Source organism: Lawsonella sp. (genome assembly GCF_011525565.1).
Lineage (GTDB): Bacteria > Actinomycetota > Actinomycetes > Mycobacteriales > Mycobacteriaceae > Lawsonella > Lawsonella clevelandensis_A.
In genome coordinates, this window is the sequence record NZ_WVRS01000004.1 from 20,990 (window position 1) to 43,748 (window position 22,759).

Genomic DNA, 22,759 nt, shown 5'->3' on the forward strand with positions numbered 1-22,759 from the left:
ATGGACTTTAGCTCACATGCTAAAGTCCATTTTTTACTGTGCAGAGGTATCTCATTTATAGTTAGCCTGTTTCAGGAAAATAGTTGCTACAAAGATAGCTGCGCCTACGACGAAACGAGGATACATCATGAAATCATGGCTCCGTTCTGCTGCCCTCGCAGTAGCCTCTGCTGTCGCTATTACTGGCGTCCCCGCCATCGCTAACGCTGCACCCACCGCACCCACTGCGTCTACCACACACGCCGCCGATACATCTTCCATTCAAGAAAAACAGCATGCTCTCAAAGACACACTTGTGCACGCTGCCAAAACATTCGAAGGTGCTACAACCTCCCCCGACGGCAACACCCTCACCCTTAAACACGGTCTTTTCACAATCAATAAAAAAGACAGCACGCTAGAAATCATTGATTCAGCCGGGAAAACCATCACTACCCTGCCACTAAAGGGCATCTTCAATAAATCTGTCTACAGTCTGCACGCTTCCCTCAGCGACTCTCACAAAACAGTCACCCTCACTCGGGGAGAGTTCCTCAGCAAGGCCACCCCAGTGCAACTACACGGCGTGGAAAAGTTCAAGAAGAACACGTCTGCCTGGATTAAGCTCTACGGTGATTACGCCAGCTACGCACTCCAGCATGATCCCCTCGCCTTCGTGGGCGGCACAGTGCTAGGGATTGTTGGCGGCAATATCATTAGCTCTATTGCATTCTCCGCTACCGATGCGACCCTCAAATTCGTTAATGGCGTCCTTAGCCAGATTGCGGTCGTTGGAGCTCCCGCCGCTATTGTTATCGACATCATTACGTGGAATGTTTTTTACAATCCCACCATTATCGCCCTTTACATCACACTCATCGCCAATACCCCGGCGCTACTGTCCGCAAAACTTGCCAAAGATCCAGTAGCCCGCCACAAAGCCCAGCGCCTTCTCGACGGCACGAAAGCCTACCTTACTTTTGGAGACGTTACCCGCGTCTAAAACAGATAATGCGTCTAAACAGGTAAAAGGCTAAAAAGAAAGACTATGAAGGAGGGTCCGTACACTGCAGTGTACGGACCCTCCTTCATACTTTATGAACTTTTAACGCTGCATTATTGCTGCGCTTTGAGCTCTGTACTTTTTAGTACATGCCACCCATGTCATCGGCAGCGGGGGCAGCCGGTGCCGGGGGTTCCGGCTTGTCAGCAACAACAGCCTCAGTGGTAAGGAAGAGTGCTGCAATGGAGGCAGCGTTCTGCAGGGCAGAGCGGGTGACCTTCACCGGGTCATTAATGCCAGCATTGAGCAGATCCTGGTACTCACCAGTGGCGGCATTCAGGCCGTGGCCATTGGGGAGGGAGCGGACCTTATCGGCAACAACACCGGGCTCCATGCCAGCGTTGAAAGCAATCTGCTTCAGCGGGGCGGAAAGGGCAGACTCAACGATCTTGGCGCCAGTCAGTTCGTCGCCTTCCAGATCCAGATCCTCGATAGCAGCCTCGCACTGTACCAGTGCAACACCGCCGCCAGCGACAATACCTTCTTCCACAGCAGCCTTAGCGTTGCGGACAGCGTCCTCAATGCGGTGCTTACGTTCCTTCAGCTCAACCTCAGTAGCGGCACCAGCCTTAATAACGGCAACGCCACCAGCGAGCTTGGCGAGACGCTCCTGCAGCTTCTCACGGTCGTAGTCAGAGTCAGTGGAGGCAATCTCGGACTTAATCTGGTTGACGCGACCCTCAATGGTCTCGGCGGAACCAGCACCGTCAACGATGGTGGTTTCTTCCTTGGTAACAACAACCTTGCGGGCGCGGCCCAGCATGGTGATGTCGGCGGTTTCGAGGGAAAGGCCGACCTCTTCGGAGATAACCTGGCCGCCGGTGAGGATAGCGATATCCTGCATCATGGCCTTGCGGCGGTCACCGAAGCCGGGGGCCTTAACGGCGACAGACTTGAAAGTACCGCGGATCTTGTTCACAACGAGGGTGGAGAGGGCTTCGCCTTCAACATCTTCAGCGATGATGAGGAGGGGCTTGCCGGACTGCATGACCTTTTCGAGCAGCGGCAGCAGATCCTTAATAGCGGAGATCTTGCCCTGGTTAATAAGAATGTAGGGGTCCTCGAGGACAGCTTCCTGACGTTCCAGGTCGGTGGCGAAGTAGCCGGAGATGTAGCCCTTATCGAAGCGCATACCTTCGGTGAGTTCCAGGTCGAGGCCGAACGTGTTGGCCTCTTCCACGGTGATGACGCCTTCCTTGCCAACCTTATCCATGGCCTCGGCAATAAGGCTGCCGATTTCGGGGTCACCGGCGGAGATACCGGCGGTGGCGGCAATTTCGTCCTTTGTTTCAACTTCCTTGGCGGAGCTGAGGAGGGACTTGGTAACAACCTCTACGGACTTTTCAATGCCGCGGCGTAGTCCCATCGGGTTAGAGCCGGCGGCCACGTTGCGGAGACCCTCGTGGACGAGTGCCTGGGCGAGGACGGTAGCGGTGGTGGTGCCGTCGCCAGCGACATCGTCAGTCTTCTTGGCAACTTCCTTGACCAGCTCGGCGCCGATCTTTTCGTAGGGCTCTTCAAGTTCAATTTCTTTAGCGATGGAGACGCCATCGTTAGTGATGGTGGGGGCTCCCCACTTCTTTTCTAGGACGACGTTGCGACCCTTGGGGCCGAGCGTCACCTTGACGGTATCAGCGAGGGTGTTAAGACCCCGCTCCAGACCGCGGCGGGCCTCTTCGTCAAATGCAATCATCTTGGACATGTGTTGATGTCTTCCTCTGTTGATGGGGTGACTGGTGGCCGACACTGCCAAGCTGGCGCAGTTCCCGCGACGGACGACCAGTGTGTCTTGTACGGTTAGTACCCGGTCTTACCCGCCAGCTTTGGCACTCCCAATGATTGAGTGCTAAGTCTTTTTTAGCACTCGATAGGGGCGAGTGCAAGAAATATTTGGCCAGCTTAGAATGAATATATGGATTCTTCAACGATTCGTGTTTCCCGCACCATACCCGCCTCTCCCACAGTCATCTGGAAGGTTATTAGCGACATTGACAGCATGGGATCCCGCAGCCCCCAATGCAAGAAAATGATCGCCCTCCCCCTCGGCTCCAATCCACTTCACCCCGGCGGAACCACACTCAATATCAACCGACGCGGAAAATACACTTTCTGGGCAACCACCGCCCGATTCCTCACCGTAAAACCAGAAAAAGAACTATCCTTCTTCATTCCCGCCAACCATTACATGTGGGTCTACCGCCTAGAACCAGCCGGTGACGGCCGCACGACCGTCACTTTGGAACGCCTTCTCGCAGATACCCAGCCCACTCTTTTTAGTTCCCTAGTAACACGATTTTTCCTTGGCGGGGACGATGCTTTTGCCCAGGAAATGGCTGCTGGAATGCAGGAAACGCTAGCAAACGTGGAAAAGCAAGCGGTTGCGTAGACGGTTACTTAGGCGACCGCGTACGGAACCGTCTACAAGACACCTATACATTCCCGTATGCGCCTTACCCCTTTTACAAAATGTCATATAGTTCCATATAGTGAAAAAGTTTTTCCATTTTTATTGACAGTGAGGAAGAAGCTTCCTACCCTTTCACCTATGCAGATAAAGCACGTAGTAGCTCTAAGCCGCAGTGGGGTCATCTCGGACTAGCCCCCTTACTGCGGCGGAGAGAAGCGCTGGTCCAGTGCAGACCATTCCTCACCACGAAAAGCTCTCTCATGACTACGCCTCGCTTTACCCTCACCCACACTCCTCACACCTCCCGTACTTCCTGCACTTCCGATACTAAAGCTGTCATACTTAACACTTTCAACAGCCAACCCACCGGAAATGGGCGCTTCCTCTTTATTGCCGCCATTACCATCAATGGCACCGTCCACTGCACCACCACCGAAGCCACCGGCCCCATCCAAGCACTCTGCTACATGCTTGATAGCCTCGGTATTCGCCTGGACATCATCACTTTCCGGCAGCACGACAACCCGCACAATCCGCAACTTCCCTACACCACTCTTCTGGAAGTTGAAAACGGCTACTTTACGCGCTGGGCGAGCGGACACGGTACTACCAGAGAAGAAGCCAACCTCACTGCCCTCATTACTGCCGCCAACCAATATCTCAAGCTGAAACCGTCACCCGTGGCGGGGTAGTGTAGAAAACATCACTGCACAGATCACTATCGATCACTACCCGGTACTTTATGTACCTAATAAACCCCATATAAGACATGTAAGAGGAGTCCACCATCCATGACTGAGTCCTCCCCCCTCACCGGAGCAGACCAACTCCGCGACCACATCGCCCACCAAAGCGACCGCATTAAAGCTGACCTCACTAAAGCTGTCAGCTTCCCCTCCATCTTCGGCACTAAGCCAGAATCATGCGAAGCGAGTGCCGCCTGGGTTCAGCAGGCCTTCACCGAAGTGGGCATTAATGATGTCCATGTGGAGGATGCTGTTGACGGTTCCCTCCCTCTCTTTGGTTTCACCGCCCCCGCTGACGGCTGCCCCACCGTCCTACTGTACTGCCACCACGACGTGCAGCCTGCCGACGACCAGCCTGGCTGGGACACTAACCCGTGGGAACTTACGGAAAAGAATGGCCGCTGGTATGGGCGTGGCTCCGCCGACGATAAAGGAAACCTCGTTGCGCATTTGGCGGCCTTACGGGCACTGCGCGAGTGGGCACCCCAGTCCAGACACCCCGAACACCCCTTCGGTGGTATTGGTATACGCCTTGTTGTAGAGGGTTCTGAGGAAGCCGGCGGCGAAGGCCTGGAGACTCTTGTGGAGAAGCGCCCAGACCTTTTTGCCGCGGACGCTATCCTTATTGCCGATACCGGCAATGTTGCTGTTGGCGTACCCACTATTAATATTTCCCTGCGTGGCGTTGTGAGCCTTAAGGTGACGGTGAAAACTCTCCGCTCCCCCATTCACTCTGGCCAATATGGTGGCCCCGCCCCCGATGCTCTCTATGCCCTGGTCCACATGCTGGCCGGCCTCCGCGATGCACAGGGTGGTCTTACGATTGACGGGCTGGACGCCAGCCAAACATGGGACGGTGTGCAGTACACTCCGGAAGAGTTCGCCGCCGATGCGGGAGTTCTGGACGGCGTGGAACTGTGTTCTGCCGGCACCCCTTCCGAGTTAGCGTGGGCACGCCCCACCCTCACTATTACTGGCATTGACGCTGCTAGTACCGCCCATTCTATTAACGCGGTTCCAGCGGAGGCTGCCGCTATGCTTAATCTGCGTGTGCCGCCGAAGATGGATGTGCACGAGGCGGAGCAAAAGCTGATCGCGCATCTGCAGAATCATCGTCCGTGGAATGCACAGGTGGAGTGCGAGCCTATGGGTACCGGCGAGCCTTACTTGGCGGATATTTCGGGAAGTGCCCACCAGGGTATGCAGCAGGCATTGGCTTTTGCCTATGGGAAGTCCGTCGACGAAGTGGCGTTAAGCGCTGATGGTGGTTCTATCCCTCTGTGTGCTGCTTTGAAGGCGACGCATCCGGATACTCAGCTGGTGCTTTTTGGTGTGGAGGAACCCATTTGCGGTATCCATGGCCCTAACGAGTCTGTTGACCCCACCGAAATAACCGCCATCGCCACCGCCGAGGCTATCTTTTTAGCGAATTTCGCTAAAAAGCAATAAACACAGCTTGGCAAACTTCGGTACGAAGCAATAGGCACAGTGCCAAGAAGTAATGAACGCAGTGGTACGAAGTAATAAACACAGCGGTAGATAAAACGTGTGGCAGCCTGTTTGTGCAGGCTGCCACACGTTTTGTGTGTTTATGGGTTTGCCGTTGCGGGCGGCACAGTATGACTAGTGCGAAATAGACAGTGCTAGATAGCTAGATAGCTAGTGCGGTTTAGTCGTTGGCGAGGACAACGACGACGTCCTCGGGGTGGTTGTTGAGCCAGTCGGGGCGTGCTGCGGTGGTGAAGTGGAGTTGCTTGGCAATGTCCTCTGCGGCGGCTTTAGCTTGGGGAGTGTCCTTGTAGAAAACAGTGGAGGCACTGAGGGCACCGCAGGAGCCTTGCGGGCAGTTGGCGGCGGCGGTTTGATTGGTCCAGCCGGCGTCTTTTAGCTGGCCGCTGGTGGTGCCGGCGTAGCCTTCGCGGGTGGTGTTGTTGAGGACGATGACGCGCACGGCTCCCTTATCTACTTGGGTTTTTTCGGGGGTGTCTGCTTTCTTGGTGGGCTGTTTGGCCTGGTTGGGCTGATCTTTGTGGGTGGAGGTTTCACTCACGGTGCTGGAGCTGGAGGTGTCGGGGGTGGTGCGGACGTGAACTTCGTGTCGTCCGTTGTCTACCAGCATGAAGATACCAACGATAGCGCAGACGAGTGCTGCGGCAATGAGGACCATGGCGAGAGCCCGGTAGGGGAAGCCGGCGGAGTCACGCTCAATGCTGTCTTGAGCATTGTCCTGGGTGCTGTTCTGAGCCTCGTTCTCTAGGCTATTCTCTTGCATCTTGTCGTTAGTGTCGTCTTGGGTGCTCTTGTTCATATCAGCCACGTTGTTAGTCTAGCGGTTATTGGAAGGGGGTCGTATTACGGGTTTTATTTTTTCTTTGTGAAGTTGCGATGCGCCCGTGAGCGGGAGTCGGCAATGCGGCGGAGGCGCCGTACTAGTGCGGGGTCTTCGGCCAGGGCTTCGGGTTTATCAAGAAGTGTGTTGAGCTTCTGATAGTAGTTGATGGGGGTCATGTTGAACTGCACGCGAATGGCGTCTTCTTTGCTGGCGGCGTAGCGCCACCATTGCCGCTCAAATTTCAGGATGTCGTGTTCTGTTTCTGTCAGCACCGGGTGTTACTCCTGCGTGTGTGGGGTGAGGGTGGTGACGATGATGTCCTTCACGGCTTGCGTGTCATTGGGGACGTTCACAACGTGCCGGGGGAGGTCTTCAATACCGTGGAAGCGGGCGGGGGTGTCGGGGAGCCGCCCGGTGGCTTCCTTGATGGTTTCTGCGAATTTAACGGGCAGCGCGGTTTCTAGGCAGATGATGGGGGTGGTGACGGTGCCGTCGGCTTTCATGTCGCGGGCCACTTTCACACCGTCGGCAGTGTGCGGGTCAATCATGGTGCCACAGTCCTGCCAGGAGGTGCGAATGGTGGTGAGACGGTCCTGGTGGGTAGAGCGGCCGGAGAGGAATCCGTACTCACTTTCTACTGTGGCGAAAGTGGGATCGTTGGACAGGTCAATGTAGCCCTGGCTGGCGAGCTGCTTTCCGAAGAGGTCATTAATGCGGGCGGCGTCGCGGCCGAGAAGATCAGCGATGAAGCGCTCGAAGTTGGAGGCTTTGGAAATATCCATGGAGGGGCTGGAGGTGGCCAGGGTTTGCTCAGCGGAGCGCACCCGGTAGACGCCGGTGGTGAAGAATTCGTTGAGGACGTCATTTTCGTTAGTGACAACGATAAGCCGGTCGATGGGCAACCCCATGCAGCGGGCGATGTGCCCGGCGCAAATGTCACCGAAGTTGCCGGTGGGGACGGCGAAACTGACGTTGGTGGTGTTGCGTTGGCTGGGGTCGACGGATTCGGTGAGGCGGATCCAGCAGCAGATGTAGTAGACGACCTGCGCCATGAGGCGAGCCCAGTTGATGGAGTTGACGGCGCCGATGTTCCAGGTGCGTTTGAACTGGAGGTCGCGGCTGACGTCTTTAACGATGTCTTGACAGTCGTCGAAGACGCCGTCAACGGCCATGTTGACGATGTTGGGGTCGTCGATGGAGAACATTTGGGCTTGTTGGAAGGCGGTCATGCGGCCTCGTGGGGTGAGCATGAAGACGCTGATGCCGTCGCGGCCACGCATGGCGTATTCGGCGGAGGAGCCGGTGTCGCCGGAGGTGGCTCCCAAAATGTTAAGAACCTGGTGGCGGCGTTTGAGTTCGTATTCGAAGAGTTCGCCGAGGAGCTGCATGGCCATGTCTTTGAAGGCGGCGGTGGGGCCGTGGGAGAGGCCACCAAGGTAGATGCCGTCTTCGAGGGGGGTGACGGTGACGATGTCGGCTTCGGAGAATTTGGGGGTGGTGTAGGCGCGGGCGCAGATATCTTTGAGGTCGTCGGCGGGTATGTCGTCGATGAAGAGGGTGAGCACGTCAGCGGCGAGGGCTGCATAGCCCTGCTCGTTAAGGAGGTCGCGCCAGCGGTTGAGCTCAGCGTCCCCAATGGTGGGGTACTGCTCGGGCAGGTAGAGTCCACCATCTGGGGCGAGTCCTTCGAGGAGGATATCGCAGAAACTGCTGGTGGTGTGTTCTTGGTCTCGAGTAGATAGGTAACGCACGCTTCTATCCTAGCTGACCTGGGGATAGGGCACGAACGTTAGAGAAATGAAGATGGTGAGGCCACCCTCACATGCAGGTAGACTTATGGCATGACTGTGCGCCCTATTGTTATTGCCGGTGACCCCGTGCTGCATAATCCCACTGAGCTGGTTGATCTTAGCGCGGGGGTGACGCCCGAACTCCGCACGCTTATTGCCGACATGGTGGATACACTGGCGGCGAGCGGCGGGGTGGGGTTATCCGCGAACCAGATTGGGGTGGGGAAACGACTCTTCGTTATTGACTGCCCCGACACGGACTTGCCGGAGGGGGCACCCATGCCCCCGGAGATGATTGCCACGCGGGCTGGTAAACCGGGGTGGAGTAGCGATGGCGTCAACCAGGTGGCGTGCGTCATTAACCCGGTGCTGACGGTGGATAATCCCCCGAACGGGCGACAGATTCTTATGCGTGAAGGCGAGGGCTGCTTGTCCGTTCCCGGGGTACAGTTTGCGCTAGACCGCTACGATTGGGCGCAGGTAACGGGCTTCAATGAGCAGGGCAAACCCATTACTCTATCCGGCTATGGTTTCTTCGCTAAATGCTTGCAGCATGAGGTGGGACATTTAGATGGCCACCTGTATACCGAGTTCGTGCCCGTTTTTGCGCGTCCCAAGGTGAAGCGTGTGTTTAAGAACCGCAAGTGGGACCAGCCGGGGCGGACGTGGATGCCGGGTGTGGACCCTGATCCTTTCGCGTCCTAACAGCCGGGTTAGCGCGCGGCTTGCACAGCGATTCGCACAGCGATTCACACAGTACAGCCCGCGCCGTCGTATATTGCGCGGGTAGACTGCAACCATGCGTTTGGCTACCTGGAATGTGAACTCAATTCGTGCCCGTGTAGATCGTGTTACTGACTGGCTACTTGCCAATGATGTGGACGCTCTTTGTATTCAAGAGACGAAGTGTAAAGATGAGCAGTTCCCCTTCGACCGTTTTGAGGAGATTGACTACGAGGTAGCCCATGTGGGCTATAACCAGTGGAATGGCGTCGCTATTATTTCCCGCATTGGGGTGGAGGATATCCAGGAGCATTTCCCTGGCCAGCCTGGCTTCGCTAAAGACCCCACCGCTGAACAAGTGCGGGAGGCCCGCGCTGTTTCCGCAGTAGTTGGTTCGTTGGAGCCCACCGGACCCATAACATTGTGGAGTTTATATGTTCCCAATGGTAGGGAGCTGACGGACCGCCACTACACCTACAAGCTGGAGTGGATGCGGAAACTGCGGGAGGCTTCCGCGAAATGGCTAGCAGACAACCCCGACGCAAATATCATGATGGCGGGCGACTGGAATGTTGCGCCGCTGGATACTGACGTGTGGGATCCAGAGTTTTTTGTGGGGAAAACCCATCTTTCCCCGCCTGAGCGGGAGGCGTTTGCCGCTATTGGCGACACTGGTTTCCGGGAAGTGACCCGCGAGTTCCTCCCCGCTCCGCACACGTATACGTATTGGGATTACACGCGTCTCAGTTTCCCGAAGGATTACGGAATGCGGATTGATTTTGCGTACCTTAGCCCGGCGCTGGCGGATCGCGTTACGGGGGTTTCTATTGATCGCGAGGAGCGTAAAGGTGAGGGCGCCAGCGACCATGTTCCGGTGCTTATTGAGGTTGCGGACTAGCTCTTTTGTGGAACGATTGAGATAGTTTTATTCATTTCCGAAAATGACTATTTAGCTGCGAAGATGAACAATAGGAGAAGGGATGTTTACACCTTTAAATTTCGCTTTTTACCTCCTAGTATGAAGGTATGACACGTCTTACCGCGCTATCTCTTGGTCTTACATCCGCCCTCCTCGTGCCACTTGCCGCAATGCCCACCGCGTTTGCAGCTGAACAACCCCGTTGCACCACCTACACCACCGAACAAGAAGCTGGCGTCACCTGCACTAACCACACCGCAAACACCTACAATGGCAAGCTTGTTGTGGAGTGCACCGCCAGCAATCCCAAAGACGTTAAGGTCATTCGCCGTAACGTTACCGTTCCCGCTGCAGAAGAAGACGTTCTCTCCTCTGTAACATGCCCCTCCGGTACAAAGCCCCTCCCCCAATTCTTCACCGATCGCAACAAGTAATCCGCCACTAACTGCAGCCGGTTTGCTACTGTCACAGCAAGCGGAGGAGATCTTTATCGTTTCCCCCGCTACACTTGGTGTATCTAACTGGACAAAAGGGTAGGAATGGAAAACCGCGAACTTAGAGACTACATTGACCGTCTCCGCGCCGAAGGTTACACCGTCCGTGACGACCACGGAGAAGACCCCGACCTCATTGACATCAACGGCAAGGCGGTCGATACCTGGAGGGAGAATTATCCCTACCACCACCGTATGCACCGCAATAGCTACGAGGTGGAGAAGTATCTTCTGCAAATTGAACTACTGAAGTTTCAAAACTGGTCAGTGGATAATAAGAAACGCCACCTCATTATTTTCGAAGGCCGTGATGCTGCCGGTAAGGGCGGCACCATCAAGCGTTTCAACGAGTACATTAACGTTCGCCACGCCCGCGTCGTCGCCCTCACCAAACCCACGGAGAGGGAAAAGAACCAATGGTACTTCCAGCGCTACATTGAGCACCTGCCGTCTGCCGGCGAAATCGTCATGTTTGACCGCTCCTGGTACAACCGCGCCAATGTGGAGCGCGTCATGGGCTTCTGCACGCAGGACGAGTACGAACTCTTCATGCACCAAGTACCCACATTTGAAAAGATGCTCATTGAAGACGGCATCTCCCTCACCAAATTCTGGTTCTCGGTGAGCCAGCAGGAACAACGCACCCGCTTCGCGATCCGCCAACTGGACCCGGTACGCCGCTGGAAACTCTCCCCCATGGATCTCGAGTCCCTGGATAAGTGGGAAAAGTACACGAACGCTAAAGAGGAAATGTTCCGTCGTACGGATACCGACTGGGCACCGTGGACCGTCATTAAATCCAATGACAAGAAACGCGCCCGCATTAACGCACTGCGCTACTTCCTCAACAAGTTCGACTATGAGGATAAAGACACCCAAGTAGTGTTCAACCCGGACGCCAAAGTAGTGAAACGCGGCAAAGACACGCTTCCCGAGAATCAACATTCCAAGAAGACACAAGAACTAGCCCACCGCGAGTGAGGTTGACATAAGTATTCAGCCCGGTGCCGCTCCTCTAGTCCATAACAGGGGAAGGTACCGGGCTGAGCTATAGCCTGTGCCGCGCATAAGGACACCACATAAGGGCACGCACAGGGGTACCGCATAGGGACGCGCATAGGGGGAATAGAGGAAAGCGTAAGCCTAGCGCGAACTCCCCACCTGCATACACATCACATCACTACCCCATGGACTACGCTCGGTACTGTACACATGAGCAATATGCTGTACGCATAACTAACACTTGCGGGTGCTCCACAATCCCGGGGCTGAGAATGCGCAGACGCGCGCATACCGCCATGACCTGATCGGATAATGCCGAAGAGGGAGCCATAATGAACAATTCTGCCCACAGTTTTCTTGCCACCATCACCACGGGGCCCATCTACCACAGCGAAAAGCACTACATTGACGTCCCCTACGACGCCGCAGTATCCGCCCCCGGGGCTGCACTCCTGGAGGGCTCACCCAGCACCTGCACACTCCATGTTCCAGTACGCCGCATCAACCTCACCAATGGGGAACACTGCGACGTGTACGACACGTCCGGTATCTACACCGAAAACCAGTACGCCCCCGCAGAGGACGGCACCTACCCCCAGCAGCCCGATCTGGAGGCCGGCCTAGAGCGCCTCCACACCACGTGGCCGCAATTCGCCGCCATCCCCGCCGACCCCACCAGCAACACCCCCGAGGGTCAGAAGCGTGTCCGCACGCAGCTAGCGTGGGCCCGCAACGGCATCATCACCCCCCAGATGGCGTTCATTGCCGCCCGCGAAAACATGCCCGCAGAGATGGTGCGGGAAGAGGTTGCCGCCGGCCGCGCCGTCATCTGCTGCAACCACAACCACCCGGAGGCAGAACCCTGCATTATCGGCAAAAAGTTCGCCACCAAAATTAACGCCAACATTGGTAACAGCGCCGTCAGCTCCTCCATTGCGGAGGAAGTAGAGAAAATGGTGTGGGCCACCCGCTGGGGTGCAGACACCATCATGGACCTGTCCACCGGCAAGAACATTCACGAAACCCGCGAGTGGATTCTCCGCAACTGCCCCACCCCGCTGGGTACCGTCCCCATGTATCAGGCGCTGGAAAAAGTGAAGGGTGACCCCGCCAAACTCACCTGGGAAATCTACAAGGACACTGTTATTGAGCAGTGCGAACAGGGCGTGGACTACATGACCATCCACGCCGGCGTACTACTGCAGTATGTGCCGCTTACCGCGAACCGGGTGACGGGCATTGTCTCCCGCGGCGGCTCCATCATGGCGGCCTGGTGCCTGGCCTACCACAAGCAGTCCTTCCTCTACGAGAATTTTGCGGAACTGTGCGACATTCTGGCCAGCTACGATGTGACATTCTCGCTAGGTGACGGCTTGCGTCCCGGCTCTATCGCCGACGCCAACGACAAGGCACAACTAGCCGAGCTGCACACCTTGGGTGAGTTGACGAAGATCGCCTGGGCACACGGTGCGCAGGTGATGATTGAGGGCCCCGGCCACGTACCCATGGACAAGATTGTAGAAAACGTCACCCTGGAGGAGGACTGGTGCCACGAAGCCCCCTTCTACACACTAGGGCCACTGGCCACTGACATTGCCCCCGCCTACGACCACATTACGTCCGCTATTGGAGCGGCGATTATTGCCCAGGCCGGCACCGCCATGCTCTGCTACGTCACCCCGAAAGAGCACTTGGGGCTGCCCAACCGTGACGACGTCAAAGTAGGGTGCATAACCTACAAGATTGCCGCCCACGCAGCCGACCTGGCAAAGGGACTACCGAATGCGCAGGCCCGCGATGATGCCATGTCTAGAGCACGGTTCGATTTCCGCTGGCGTGACCAGTTCGCCCTGTCCCTCGACCCGGATACGGCCCAGGACTTCCACGATGAAACCCTGCCGGCGGAGCCTGCCAAGCATGCCCACTTCTGCTCCATGTGTGGCCCGAAATTCTGCTCTATGCGCATCTCTAAAGACGTGCAGGATTATGCCCGCGAACATGGCCTAGATAGCGAAGAGGCTATTGCCGCTGGCATGCGGGAGAAGGCCGCCCAGTTTGAGGCTGTTGGTGGCGAGGTGTACGTGCCTGTCTCCGAGTTCAGAACAAGCCTGGGTAAAGAGGATAAATAGGACAAAAGAGTATACATATGAAAAGCCGGGACAGTACGTACTGTCCCGGCTTTTCCGTACTTTGTTACGGCTGTGCTTTAGTGAGATGGATTGTCCAGCGCGGCTACAGCTGGTTTCTGGTGAATCTGGAATTTTCGCAACATGGGATCTGTGACGAATAGTCCAATGATGAAGAGGGCAGCTGCAATACCGAAGAAGTATCCTCCTGCGCCGAGATAATTCCACTCAAAGTGCACCATTTGGAGGGTTCCACCACCATTAATGAATGCGCTGAGGTTTTGGAATGGCAGGTACGGGCCAAAGTTCACCTTGGGGGTAATGGCGATAAGAATGGATTCGATAGCCGTCATCCACACCACAAGTAAAGCGACAGCACCAGCAGTGTTGCGGATAATCATGCCGATGCCCATGGAGAGTATGGTCAGGAGGAAGAAACCAACGGGGATACGCCAGTAGAAGCCCGCCCAGTCTGCGGAGAAAATATCCAGTGTTCCTGAATTCAGCGCGATGAGCTTGGATACTAGCGTGCTCACAAAAGTAACGACGAGGCCAACCAGTGCCATGTAGAGCCCAGCCACCACAAGTTTTGCTAGAAAGACGAGGGGGCGGCGCGGCACTCCGCGGAACGTGGGTTCAATACTGAGAGTGTTGTACTCGTTAGTAACAATAGTGATACTGAAGAGAAGAACAACGACAATACCAGCACTCGTCACCCCCATGAGTACGCCCTCGGGGGGATAGTAGAAGCCATCACCCATATAGTGGGCTTGCGGCAGGTTCTTGTAGTACCAGGCCATAAAGGCGGAATTAGCAATTCCCAACACAGCAATAATGATGGTGTAGATAAGTGTTGAGCGAACGGACCACATTTTGATCCATTCGGCGCGCATGGCGTTGTAGAAAGTTTTCATGCTACTTGGCCTCCTGCCCGTTACCGTTGGTAGTCAAGGAAGTGCCACCACTGCGGTATTGCTCCCAATCCTGCGTCATTTGTAGGTAGACGTCCTCCACACTGGCACCAATAACCACTAGCTCATAGAGCGGAATATTATTTTTTGCGGCGAGATCTGCAACAACGGACGTATTATCCGCATCCACGATGACGGCGGTGCCCAGCGATGAATCGCTACTGGTGTCAGTGGGGTCAACGGCGGCGGATAAGCCAGCCTCAGCAAGAATCCGCACCAATTGCGGGGCGAACTTTGTGCGGGCTCGGACGCGGGTAGGTGCCTGTTTCTCAAATTCAGCAATGGACGTATTGGCAAGCAACTTGCCCTGCCCCAAAACGACAAGGCGGTCTGCAGTCTGCGAGATTTCTGCCAGTAGGTGCGAGGAGACCAGAATTCCTCTCCCCTCTGCAGCTAGGTTCTTCGCGAAGCGGCGGAACCAGGCGATACCCTCCGGGTCCAGGCCATTGACAGGCTCGTCGAAAAGCAGATAGCGGGGGTTACCCAGCATCGCTTCTGCCATTCCCAGGCGCTGCCGCATACCGAGGGAATAGGATTTGGTGGGCTGACTAGCAACCTCTGTTAAGCCAACAAGGGCTAAGCATTCCTCTACGCGATTCATGGGAATGTCATTGGAGGCCGCCATGTATCGCAAGTGATTACGGCCGGATCGACGGGGGTGCATGCAGTTGGTGTTCAGGAGAGCACCCACCGTGCAGAGGGGATTGTTCAGATCGCGGTAGCGCATACCGTCGATAAGAGCGAAACCGGCATTGGGGGTTTCTAGTTCCACGATCATGCGCATAGTTGTTGATTTGCCTGCGCCGTTAGGTCCCAGGAAGCCGGTGATGTGTCCCGGTTCAACAGTGAATGTGAGGTTATCAACAGCGGTGCGTTTGCCGAACCGCTTGGCGAGCCCAGAAATCTCTATCATGCGGTCCAGTTTTCTCCGCTAACCTGTGTGTATCCTGTGAAGGCGCTAGCAGTGTCCTATGTATGTCACGCGTATGCCGCGGGTGATTAGCCGCGGGAGATCACTCTTCACTATCAGAAAGATCAAAATGTCCCGCGGGGGAGGATGCTTTACCCCAGAAACGCTTCGACATACGCCCCGCCAAATATGCGGCACGCCCCGCACTAACAGCGTGACGCATAGCACGCGCCATCATCACCGGATCATTTGCCCGCGTAATAGCAGACGCCATTAATACTGCATCACACCCCATTTCCATGGCTAGAGCAGCATCGGAGGCAGTCCCAATACCGGCATCGCACACCACCGGAATATGCGCCTGGGAAATAATCATCTCCAAATTGTGTGGGTTGCGGATACCCAACCCGGTTCCAATAGGGGCCGCTAATGGCATAACCGCAGAACAGCCAACCTCTTCCAAATAGCGGGCAATAATGGGGTCATCGGTGGTGTACGGCAAGACAGTGAAGCCATCATCAATAAGCTGCTCAGCGGCGTCTAATAGCTCCACCACGTCCGGCAGTAGCGTGCGATCATCCGCAATAACTTCCAGCTTGATCCAATCCGTGCCGAGAGCCTCCCGCGCCAATTGGGCTGTTAAAACAGCTTCACGCGCAGTGCGACAGCCCGCCGTATTGGGAAGCGGATCAATAGTGAGATCCTGCAGAAGCTCTAGCGTGCTGGCCGCACCCGTGCCATGCCCTAAACGCGGGTCAACACGGCGAATAGACACTGTAGTGAGTTCCGTGCCGGACGCATCCAGAGCGTCCTTCAACACCTGCTGATTAGCGGCTCCACCAGTGCCCATAATGAGCCGGGACCGAAACGTCCGACCCGCAATAGTGAGGAGATCCTCCCCCACCTGACGATGATCCTCTGCAGCCAGACGCTGGCTCAGTTCCTCCGCTTGGTTGGCATCACGCATGTGCTAGCCTCCCTGTACAGCAGTAAGAATATCCACCTCAGCGCCCGGCGCGAGAGTAGTGGTGGACCATGTGGAGGCTGGAACAACCGCAGCATTGACAGCCACAGCAGTCCCTGCGCTAGTGAGATGACGCTCCGCCATAAGGTCTGCAACAGTAGCATTATCGGCGATAGTGACGGTGTCCCCATTCACGGTAATAGTCATGCGTTTCTCCCTTCTCCCTACGTTCTCTATTCCTACTTTTACTCTAACGACCTATCCCGTCACCCTGCTACAGGATGAAGTTAGGAATACGATGCGGATCGCACGCTTTCGCCTCGGGCAATTCCTGCCCTATGAGGGCAGCCACCGCCGCCACCGCAGACAGTGGAGTGTGCAAAATACCATTGCGCCCATGCCCGGTAGCGACCACCAGTCGGCCATCGAGAGCCTCCGGCACGCGCCCCAAATAGGGCAGATTATCTATACTGCCGGGGCGTAAACCGGCAATACACTCATACAGTTCATAGTCGGTGACGCCGGGGAAGAGAATCTCCGTATCCTCCAGCAGCTGCAGCACACCACCGACCGTCACCTGGCGATCCTCGCCATGCTCATACTCCGTGGCACCAATAAGGAGGCCCCACGGGCGTGGCACAAGATAGATGGGCCGCCCATGCACGCGACCGCGAATGGTGCGCTTCGGCGGCTCCGGAACCCCCGGCCGCGAGTGCAGCCGCAGCACCTCGCCTTTGATAGGGCGAATAGGCAGATTAATACCGACTGTGGCAGCCAAGGCTTGGGACCCATTCCCGGCTGCCAACACAACCTGGTCGTAGCGGCCAATTGTGCCATTAACAAGGTCGTTTAAGTCATCAATCTGGCGTTCGCAGAGAGTGACACCATAGGTGCCCTCGCACTGTTCCCGCAATGCTGCCAATAATTCCCGGTTATCAACAGAACGCTCGCCCTCAGTGAGCAGGGCAGCCCGCGCCGCCCGGCTTAACGAGGGTTCCAGGGCCCGCAGTTCCCGGCGGGTAATCTTCCGCATCCGCGCATCCACCGGATTATCAGAACCCGGAGCCAGGAAGGGGGCCACCCCATCAATAGTGCCGCCCCGCGCCCACAGATCCTCACGGGTGGTGACGTACTGATAGATCTTCTCCAGGTCCGCCACGTCCCCCGCATCCACACCCACATTGAGTGTCCCCACCGTGGAGGTGAACACGTGGGGGTGATTGGCGTTCAGTTTGCCCCCAAAACCCGGCCAGTGACGCAGCGAGGCGGCACCCAGACGTAGTTGCTCGTCCTCCCCCGGCCATGCTTCGGTAATGCCCCCCAACATGCCGCCGGCACACCAGCCAGCGGAATTAGCCCACGATAAAGACGGATCATAGACAGTAACCGTGAAACCCGCCGAGGCGGCTTTCAGTGCAGTGGCAAGACCAATGACGGAGCCACCCACAATAGCCACGTTAGTTCCTAGTGGTGCGCCGCTACTGTCAGTTGCGGTTATCCGCGAACGAAGATCAGACACAAAAACACCCTTCTTTATCCCCTTCTTTATCTCTGTGTCTACCCTACTCGGTGAAATGTGGCACGCTAGAGATTGTGAATACCATGGCGCCTAACTCTGCTTCCAACACTCCATCCCACAGTGCATCTCACAGTGCATACAGTGCTGCAACCGCGGCACTTACCCCGCGGGAACGACTCCAGACCGCCCACCTGTACCTTTGCATGGACGCCCGGCGCCACCTGGATAACGGCCGTCCTCGCTTTACCGCCTTACGCGAATTAGCGGAGCAGGCCTGCGAGGGCGGCTGCGACATTATCCAACTGCGCGATAAAAACTCTCCCGGCGAACGTGAGCTAGGCACAATGACTGTCCTAGAACAGTTGGAGGCTCTCCGCATACTGGGTGAGGTTGTGCACTCCTATGGGGCACTCTTGGCCGTCAACGACCGCATGGATGTGGCAGTGGCAGCCGGGGCGGACGTGGCACACGTGGGGCAGGACGATATTCCCACCGCTGTGGCCCGCCAGATTCTTGGCGATGACGTAGTACTGGGGCTCAGCTGCCACTCCCCCGCCGATGTTGACGGCGCCCTCACCAACCCCGCCATAGACTATTTTTGTACGGGACCTATCTGGGCTACCCCCACGAAGCCCGGCCGCCCCGCCGTCGGCCTCGACCTGGTGCAGTATGCGGCCCAGCAGCACCCTAAAAAACCCTGGTTCGCTATTGGCGGCGTGAACACAAAAACAGCACCAGATGTGGTGGCCGCGGGGGCCCAACGCATTGTTGTTGTGCGGGCTATTACTGACGCCTCCGACCCCGCAGATGCCGCCCGCATATTACGGTCCTCCACGGAACGCTAAACTACCCCCGGACAACCAGACAATTCCGCCAAAAACTGGCAGAATAAGCATTGTCGTTACTGCCATCTTGAGGAGGCTACGTCTCGATGCGTCTTACTCCGCGTCCCCGCCTTCTCCCTGAGCGACCGCTCACCGAGCTACGCAACGCGGTACAAAACCGATCCATCGACAAAGCCCTCAACACTAACTTCGACTACGACGAAACCTCCGACGCGCCCCTCCCCGAACACAGTCTCACCATACGGGAACGCTTCTCTTTCCTCCGCGGATTCCTCTCCACCACCCCCGGTAAGTTTTCTATCGTTACCACCCTGCTGCTTATCTGCTGCATTGTTTTAGGAGGCGCCGCCGCCGCCCTCACCTTCGACCGGCAGCAGGAACTAGACACCATGCTGAACGAGTCCGAACCGCTCGCGCACGCCTCCCAGCAACTCTATAGTTCCCTGTCTCTGGCGAATACTGCCGCCACCACCCAGTTCATGACCTCTGCGGAAAGTGAAGAAGTAGCGCGGCAGTACGAGCGAGCCATTATTGACGCCTCCGTTAACGCCATAGATTCCCGCTCCAGCACGTCCGCGCACGGTAAAGAAGACCGCGACCTCATTGTGCGTATTAACGCCAGTATCCCCGTCTACACTGCGCGCATTGGGCAAGCACTCGCCGAGCAGAGTATGAATAATCCGCTGACCACCATCCACCAGTCAGATGCCCAATCCATTATGGATGAGCATCTTCTGCCCGAAGCCGAGCAACTCTACAAGAACCGCTACGCTTCCATCAACGTTGCACAAAAAGCCTGGGCACGTCCCCTTTACGCGGCAGGAATATGCCTTATTTTCCTGATAGCGGCACTTGTGGCAGCACAGCTATGGCTCACGCACGTCACCCGCCGCCGCTTCAATGGTGGTCTCCTGGCCGCCACCGTCCTCGCGATCCTCTCCCTCCTGTGGGTGCTCGTCTCCTCCGGCATTTCCCTAGCCACCGCAGACAGTAGCGCCAGCAGCAACCACTCCATCTCCGAAGTGCTTACCGACGCCCGCATTATTACCCAACAAATGCGGTCTGGCGAGATGATGGAACTCTCCCAATCCAACGCCGGCTCCCCCATCAACCCGCAGCCCTTCCACGACAATATGGACACTGTTGCCAGCGCCCTCGACACATTTGAAGAACGCTCCGGCTCCTCCGAGGCCACCGACCTCACTAACCAAACCCGCACCGCCCTCCACAAATGGGAGATCACTCACCAGAAGATGGTGACGGCACTGCACCACGGCGACCGCAAAAAAGCCACCACCATAGCAACGAGCATGACGCAAGAAAACGGAGGCGGGCAATTCAATACCGTTGACACCCTGCTACAACGGTGCATTAGTAGCGCCCGCAACCAGGTACGAGACAGTGCAGACCTAGCCCACAGCACAATCTTCGCCACCGGAGTAGGGCTTGTTATTCTGCTCGTCCTAGAAGCTGGGTGCATCGTGGCCGGATTCCTCCCCCGCTACCGGGAGTACGAATAATGAACGCACGCCACAGCAAACACCCTGATAGAGACTCCGCGTCGATGGACTCTGCCCCCGTGGACTCCGCGCCTATGGACTCCGCGCCCGTAGACTCTGCGCCTACTGCCGATCGTCCTAGCGAACCCGTCACCGCCATGACAGCCGCAACCGCCGCCACAGCAGCAACCGCAGCCGCTCCCTATAATCCCTTCGACGATGACGATGGCGACGACTTCTCCATCTCCGAACTCCTCGCCATGGGCGACCCCCGGAACTCCACAGCGGCAGACGAACCCCACCCCGACAGTATTGTCAGCACTGTTGGCGTGCGGAAAGTGACCGTCACCGGTAACCCCAATGACGGCGAAAACCCCCACCGCATAGACACCGAGTTTGAAGTCCAGCAACGCCCCGGAAGGCGCGTTGCCGACGGCCTCGTCACTATCCCCTTCATCACCCCCTATGATCCGCTCGACGCGCTCCTCAGTGAGGAAAAAGTGGCGAAAGTGGCCGCCCAAAAAGGTGTTCCGCTTCCCCGCCTGAAACCCGGCGACTGGGTGAGTGACCAGTACGAAATCCAGGGTGTTATCGCCTACGGCGGCATGGGGTGGATCTACATTGGCCGCGACCACAATGTTTCCGACCGCTGGGTCGTGTTCAAAGGCCTCCTTGACACTAACCGGGAAGAATCCCTGGAAGTTGCCCACGCCGAAAAAGAAATCCTGGCGCAAGTCACCCACCCCGGCATCGTCAATATCTACAACTTCGTTATTGACCACAACCCCGCCCACCACAGCGCCACCCAGCCCAATGACGCCGACTACATCGTCATGGAATACGTTGGTGGCCCCTCCCTGCGCACCGTCCGCAACTCCAAACCCGGGCATGTCCTGGACGTCACCCTGGCCATTGGCTACATTCTGGAAGTTCTCCCCGCCCTCGACCACCTACACTCCCTGGGGCTTACCTACAACGACCTGAAACCCGACAACATTATGCTCACCGAAGACCAGGTGAAACTCATCGACATGGGGGCGGTAACCCCCATCGGCAAATTCGGCTACATCTACGGCACCCCCGGGTTCCAGGCCCCCGAAATCTCCACCAGCGGCCCCTCCGTCGCCTCCGATATTTACACGGTGGGCCGCACCCTCGCCGCTCTCATTATGCGGCTACCGCACAAGCACGGCATCTACGAGCCGGGAATTCCCTCCCCCGCCGATGAGCCCCTCATGTACAAGCATGACAACCTCTACCGGCTGCTACGCCGTGCTACCGACCCTAACCCCAAGCGCCGCTTCACTTCCGCCACTGACATGTCAGTGCAGTTGATGGGTGTGCTCCGTGAGATCCTGTCAGAGCGAGAAGGACGCGAATATCCCTTCCTCTCCACCCAATTCTCGCCGCAGCGCAACACATTCGGCATCACTAAAGAAGTGGCCCGCACCGACTTCCTCCGCGACGGGCGCGTCCACGATTTCCTCCTCAACCCCGAATCCCTCGCCGAGGCCGTACCGCTGCCGCTACCAGACCCAGATGACCCCGGCATACAGCTTGTTACCGCCACCAGCTACTCCACCCCCCAGGAACGTATCGACAAACTCATGGTGGCGTTGCAAGATCCAGAATCCCCCGCCCGGCACTCCACGGAAGTCCCCCTGGCTATTGTGCGCGCCTACATTGACGCCGGTGAGCCCTCTGTTGCGAAAAACATTCTCACCCAAATGCACCCGCATATTCTGGACTGGCGCTACGAGTGGTACCACGGCATTACCAGCCTACTGAAACACCACTACCGGCCCGCCTACAAGCATTTCGACAAAGTGCTCGATAGTCTCCCCGGCGAAATCGGCCCCAAACTTGCCCTGGCCTCCACCTCCGAACTTATTGTGCAAGAAGAACCAGACATGTCTCTGGCGGAAAAAGAAGAATGGCAGGCGATTGCCCGCAGCTACTACCGCACCTGCTGGCGCAGTGACCACACCACCGTCTCCGCCGGATTTGGGCTTGCCCGCCAACTCAACCACCTGGGTGAAGTGGACCAGGCCGTCAACACGCTAGGAGAATTACTCTCCAATAACCGGCACTATCCCACGGCAGTACTAACAGCAGTACTAATGATGGTTCGGCGGCCACCCTCCGAACTGACAGAAGACACTCTTATCCAGGCAGCAGATATGCTGCTGACCTTACCGGAGACAGAGCCACGCATTCGCCAGGTTCGCATTGTGGTGTTGGAGGCTGCCCTGCGGTGGCTACGCTACAACAAACTCTCCTACGCGGAACACCACAAGAAGATCTTTAACCTGAACTTTTCCAGCAATGGTGTACGCGGCGGGTTAGAGCGCAGCTTACGTATTCTCGCTCGCAACGCCCCAACCCGCCTGCACCGCTACCGGCTAGTGGATATGGCCAATACGCTACGGCCATTCACACTGTTTTAACCGGCAGTGTTGTAACCGGCACT

The 22,759-nt window shown here is 56.8% G+C and carries 21 protein-coding genes and 1 riboswitch; of the genes, 12 read left to right on the forward strand and 9 right to left on the reverse strand.

Going from position 1 to position 22,759, the window contains the following annotated elements; genetic code table 11:
• The first annotated feature begins 127 nt into the window (after positions 1–127).
• On the forward strand, positions 128–982 hold the full coding sequence (locus QZV76_RS03845) for a hypothetical protein (protein ID WP_290598476.1): 855 nt from the start codon (positions 128–130) through the stop codon (positions 980–982).
• Positions 983–1,124: 142 nt separating this feature from the next.
• On the opposite strand, the gene groL is transcribed toward QZV76_RS03845, so the two are convergent.
• A complete protein-coding gene (gene groL / locus QZV76_RS03850; protein WP_290598478.1) occupies positions 1,125–2,744 on the reverse strand; it encodes a chaperonin GroEL in 1,620 nt (539 codons plus the stop codon).
• 210 nt (positions 2,745–2,954) lie between these two features.
• Here groL and QZV76_RS03855 point away from each other — a divergent pair, with 210 nt between their 5' ends.
• From QZV76_RS03855 to QZV76_RS03865, 3 genes are all read left to right on the forward strand, one after another.
• Entirely contained in the window at positions 2,955–3,428 is a 474-nt protein-coding gene (locus QZV76_RS03855) for an SRPBCC family protein (protein WP_290598479.1), read from the forward strand.
• A 281-nt stretch (positions 3,429–3,709) separates the two neighbouring features.
• Positions 3,710–4,141, forward strand: a complete 432-nt coding sequence (locus tag QZV76_RS03860; RefSeq protein WP_290598480.1) for a hypothetical protein — start codon at positions 3,710–3,712, stop codon at positions 4,139–4,141.
• Positions 4,142–4,240: 99 nt separating this feature from the next.
• Positions 4,241–5,644 carry a M20/M25/M40 family metallo-hydrolase gene (locus QZV76_RS03865; RefSeq protein WP_290598481.1) on the forward strand — a complete coding sequence of 468 codons (1,404 nt, stop codon included), beginning with the start codon at positions 4,241–4,243 and terminating at the stop codon, positions 5,642–5,644.
• Between the two features lie 220 nt (positions 5,645–5,864).
• Here QZV76_RS03865 and QZV76_RS03870 read toward each other — a convergent pair whose 3' ends face one another.
• Genes QZV76_RS03870 through thrC form a run of 3 tightly spaced genes read right to left on the reverse strand, consistent with a single transcriptional unit; the run spans position 5,865 to position 8,278 of the window.
• The gene (locus QZV76_RS03870) at positions 5,865–6,503 is read right to left on the reverse strand and encodes a LytR C-terminal domain-containing protein (RefSeq protein ID WP_290598547.1); all 639 of its coding nucleotides are present in this window, start codon (positions 6,501–6,503) and stop codon (positions 5,865–5,867) included.
• 53 nt (positions 6,504–6,556) lie between these two features.
• Positions 6,557–6,799 carry a DUF3263 domain-containing protein gene (locus QZV76_RS03875; RefSeq protein ID WP_290598482.1) on the reverse strand — a complete coding sequence of 81 codons (243 nt, stop codon included), beginning with the start codon at positions 6,797–6,799 and terminating at the stop codon, positions 6,557–6,559.
• A gap of 6 nt (positions 6,800–6,805) precedes the next feature.
• Positions 6,806–8,278 carry a threonine synthase gene (thrC, locus tag QZV76_RS03880; protein ID WP_290598483.1) on the reverse strand — a complete coding sequence of 491 codons (1,473 nt, stop codon included), beginning with the start codon at positions 8,276–8,278 and terminating at the stop codon, positions 6,806–6,808.
• 90 nt (positions 8,279–8,368) lie between these two features.
• Here thrC and QZV76_RS03885 point away from each other — a divergent pair, with 90 nt between their 5' ends.
• The 5 genes from QZV76_RS03885 (at position 8,369) to thiC (ending at position 13,584) form a co-directional block, all read left to right on the forward strand.
• A complete protein-coding gene (locus tag QZV76_RS03885) occupies positions 8,369–9,022 on the forward strand; it encodes a peptide deformylase (protein WP_290598484.1) in 654 nt (217 codons plus the stop codon).
• A gap of 94 nt (positions 9,023–9,116) precedes the next feature.
• On the forward strand, positions 9,117–9,938 hold the full coding sequence (locus tag QZV76_RS03890; protein WP_290598485.1) for an exodeoxyribonuclease III: 822 nt from the start codon (positions 9,117–9,119) through the stop codon (positions 9,936–9,938).
• Between the two features lie 128 nt (positions 9,939–10,066).
• Positions 10,067–10,393: a hypothetical protein gene (locus QZV76_RS03895; protein WP_290598487.1), complete on the forward strand. Its 327-nt coding sequence runs from the start codon at positions 10,067–10,069 to the stop codon at positions 10,391–10,393.
• Positions 10,394–10,498: 105 nt separating this feature from the next.
• Positions 10,499–11,434: a polyphosphate kinase 2 gene (gene ppk2, locus QZV76_RS03900; RefSeq protein ID WP_290598488.1), complete on the forward strand. Its 936-nt coding sequence runs from the start codon at positions 10,499–10,501 to the stop codon at positions 11,432–11,434.
• 254 nt (positions 11,435–11,688) lie between these two features.
• A riboswitch (TPP riboswitch) is annotated at positions 11,689–11,799 on the forward strand.
• On the forward strand, positions 11,788–13,584 hold the full coding sequence (gene thiC, locus QZV76_RS03905) for a phosphomethylpyrimidine synthase ThiC (protein ID WP_290598489.1): 1,797 nt from the start codon (positions 11,788–11,790) through the stop codon (positions 13,582–13,584). Its footprint overlaps the riboswitch before it by 12 nt.
• A 77-nt stretch (positions 13,585–13,661) precedes the next feature.
• Here thiC and QZV76_RS03910 read toward each other — a convergent pair whose 3' ends face one another.
• From QZV76_RS03910 to QZV76_RS03930, 5 genes are all read right to left on the reverse strand, one after another.
• Positions 13,662–14,495: a hypothetical protein gene (locus tag QZV76_RS03910; RefSeq protein ID WP_290598490.1), complete on the reverse strand. Its 834-nt coding sequence runs from the start codon at positions 14,493–14,495 to the stop codon at positions 13,662–13,664.
• Between the two features lies 1 nt (position 14,496).
• Positions 14,497–15,465 (reverse strand): ATP-binding cassette domain-containing protein, encoded by a 969-nt coding sequence (locus QZV76_RS03915; RefSeq protein WP_290598491.1) that lies wholly within the window; start codon positions 15,463–15,465, stop codon positions 14,497–14,499.
• A 100-nt stretch (positions 15,466–15,565) separates the two neighbouring features.
• Positions 15,566–16,429: a thiazole synthase gene (locus QZV76_RS03920; RefSeq protein WP_290598492.1), complete on the reverse strand. Its 864-nt coding sequence runs from the start codon at positions 16,427–16,429 to the stop codon at positions 15,566–15,568.
• 3 nt (positions 16,430–16,432) lie between these two features.
• Positions 16,433–16,633, reverse strand: a complete 201-nt coding sequence (gene thiS, locus QZV76_RS03925) for a sulfur carrier protein ThiS (protein ID WP_290598493.1) — start codon at positions 16,631–16,633, stop codon at positions 16,433–16,435.
• A 67-nt stretch (positions 16,634–16,700) separates the two neighbouring features.
• Positions 16,701–17,945, reverse strand: a complete 1,245-nt coding sequence (locus QZV76_RS03930; RefSeq protein ID WP_290598494.1) for an FAD-dependent oxidoreductase — start codon at positions 17,943–17,945, stop codon at positions 16,701–16,703.
• Between the two features lie 83 nt (positions 17,946–18,028).
• Here QZV76_RS03930 and thiE point away from each other — a divergent pair, with 83 nt between their 5' ends.
• From thiE to QZV76_RS03945, 3 genes are all read left to right on the forward strand, one after another.
• Positions 18,029–18,790: a thiamine phosphate synthase gene (thiE, locus tag QZV76_RS03935; protein ID WP_290598495.1), complete on the forward strand. Its 762-nt coding sequence runs from the start codon at positions 18,029–18,031 to the stop codon at positions 18,788–18,790.
• An 86-nt stretch (positions 18,791–18,876) separates the two neighbouring features.
• Positions 18,877–20,310 (forward strand): hypothetical protein, encoded by a 1,434-nt coding sequence (locus tag QZV76_RS03940; RefSeq protein ID WP_290598497.1) that lies wholly within the window; start codon positions 18,877–18,879, stop codon positions 20,308–20,310.
• On the forward strand, positions 20,310–22,736 hold the full coding sequence (locus QZV76_RS03945; protein ID WP_290598499.1) for a serine/threonine protein kinase: 2,427 nt from the start codon (positions 20,310–20,312) through the stop codon (positions 22,734–22,736). Before QZV76_RS03940 ends, QZV76_RS03945 begins: the two co-directional genes overlap by 1 nt.
• Positions 22,737–22,759: the final 23 nt, after the last annotated feature.

Bases quoted from the DNA above. Each gene is read 5' to 3' on its own strand.
- QZV76_RS03895 (WP_290598487.1), top strand. From the start codon at position 10,067: ATGACACGTCTTACCGCGCTATCTCTTGGTCTTACATCCGCCCTCCTC.
- groL (WP_290598478.1), bottom strand. From the start codon at position 2,744: ATGTCCAAGATGATTGCATTTGACGAAGAGGCCCGCCGCGGTCTGGAG.
- QZV76_RS03870 (WP_290598547.1), bottom strand. From the start codon at position 6,503: ATGAACAAGAGCACCCAAGACGACACTAACGACAAGATGCAAGAGAAT.
- QZV76_RS03855 (WP_290598479.1), top strand. From the start codon at position 2,955: ATGGATTCTTCAACGATTCGTGTTTCCCGCACCATACCCGCCTCTCCC.
- QZV76_RS03865 (WP_290598481.1), top strand. From the start codon at position 4,241: ATGACTGAGTCCTCCCCCCTCACCGGAGCAGACCAACTCCGCGACCAC.
- QZV76_RS03890 (WP_290598485.1), top strand. From the start codon at position 9,117: ATGCGTTTGGCTACCTGGAATGTGAACTCAATTCGTGCCCGTGTAGAT.
- thiC (WP_290598489.1), top strand. From the start codon at position 11,788: ATGAACAATTCTGCCCACAGTTTTCTTGCCACCATCACCACGGGGCCC.
- QZV76_RS03940 (WP_290598497.1), top strand. From the start codon at position 18,877: ATGCGTCTTACTCCGCGTCCCCGCCTTCTCCCTGAGCGACCGCTCACC.
- QZV76_RS03920 (WP_290598492.1), bottom strand. From the start codon at position 16,429: ATGCGTGATGCCAACCAAGCGGAGGAACTGAGCCAGCGTCTGGCTGCA.
- QZV76_RS03915 (WP_290598491.1), bottom strand. From the start codon at position 15,465: ATGATAGAGATTTCTGGGCTCGCCAAGCGGTTCGGCAAACGCACCGCT.
- thiE (WP_290598495.1), top strand. From the start codon at position 18,029: ATGGCGCCTAACTCTGCTTCCAACACTCCATCCCACAGTGCATCTCAC.
- QZV76_RS03945 (WP_290598499.1), top strand. From the start codon at position 20,310: ATGAACGCACGCCACAGCAAACACCCTGATAGAGACTCCGCGTCGATG.
- QZV76_RS03845 (WP_290598476.1), top strand. From the start codon at position 128: ATGAAATCATGGCTCCGTTCTGCTGCCCTCGCAGTAGCCTCTGCTGTC.
- thiS (WP_290598493.1), bottom strand. From the start codon at position 16,633: ATGACTATTACCGTGAATGGGGACACCGTCACTATCGCCGATAATGCT.
- QZV76_RS03910 (WP_290598490.1), bottom strand. From the start codon at position 14,495: ATGAAAACTTTCTACAACGCCATGCGCGCCGAATGGATCAAAATGTGG.
- QZV76_RS03860 (WP_290598480.1), top strand. From the start codon at position 3,710: ATGACTACGCCTCGCTTTACCCTCACCCACACTCCTCACACCTCCCGT.
- ppk2 (WP_290598488.1), top strand. From the start codon at position 10,499: ATGGAAAACCGCGAACTTAGAGACTACATTGACCGTCTCCGCGCCGAA.
- QZV76_RS03885 (WP_290598484.1), top strand. From the start codon at position 8,369: ATGACTGTGCGCCCTATTGTTATTGCCGGTGACCCCGTGCTGCATAAT.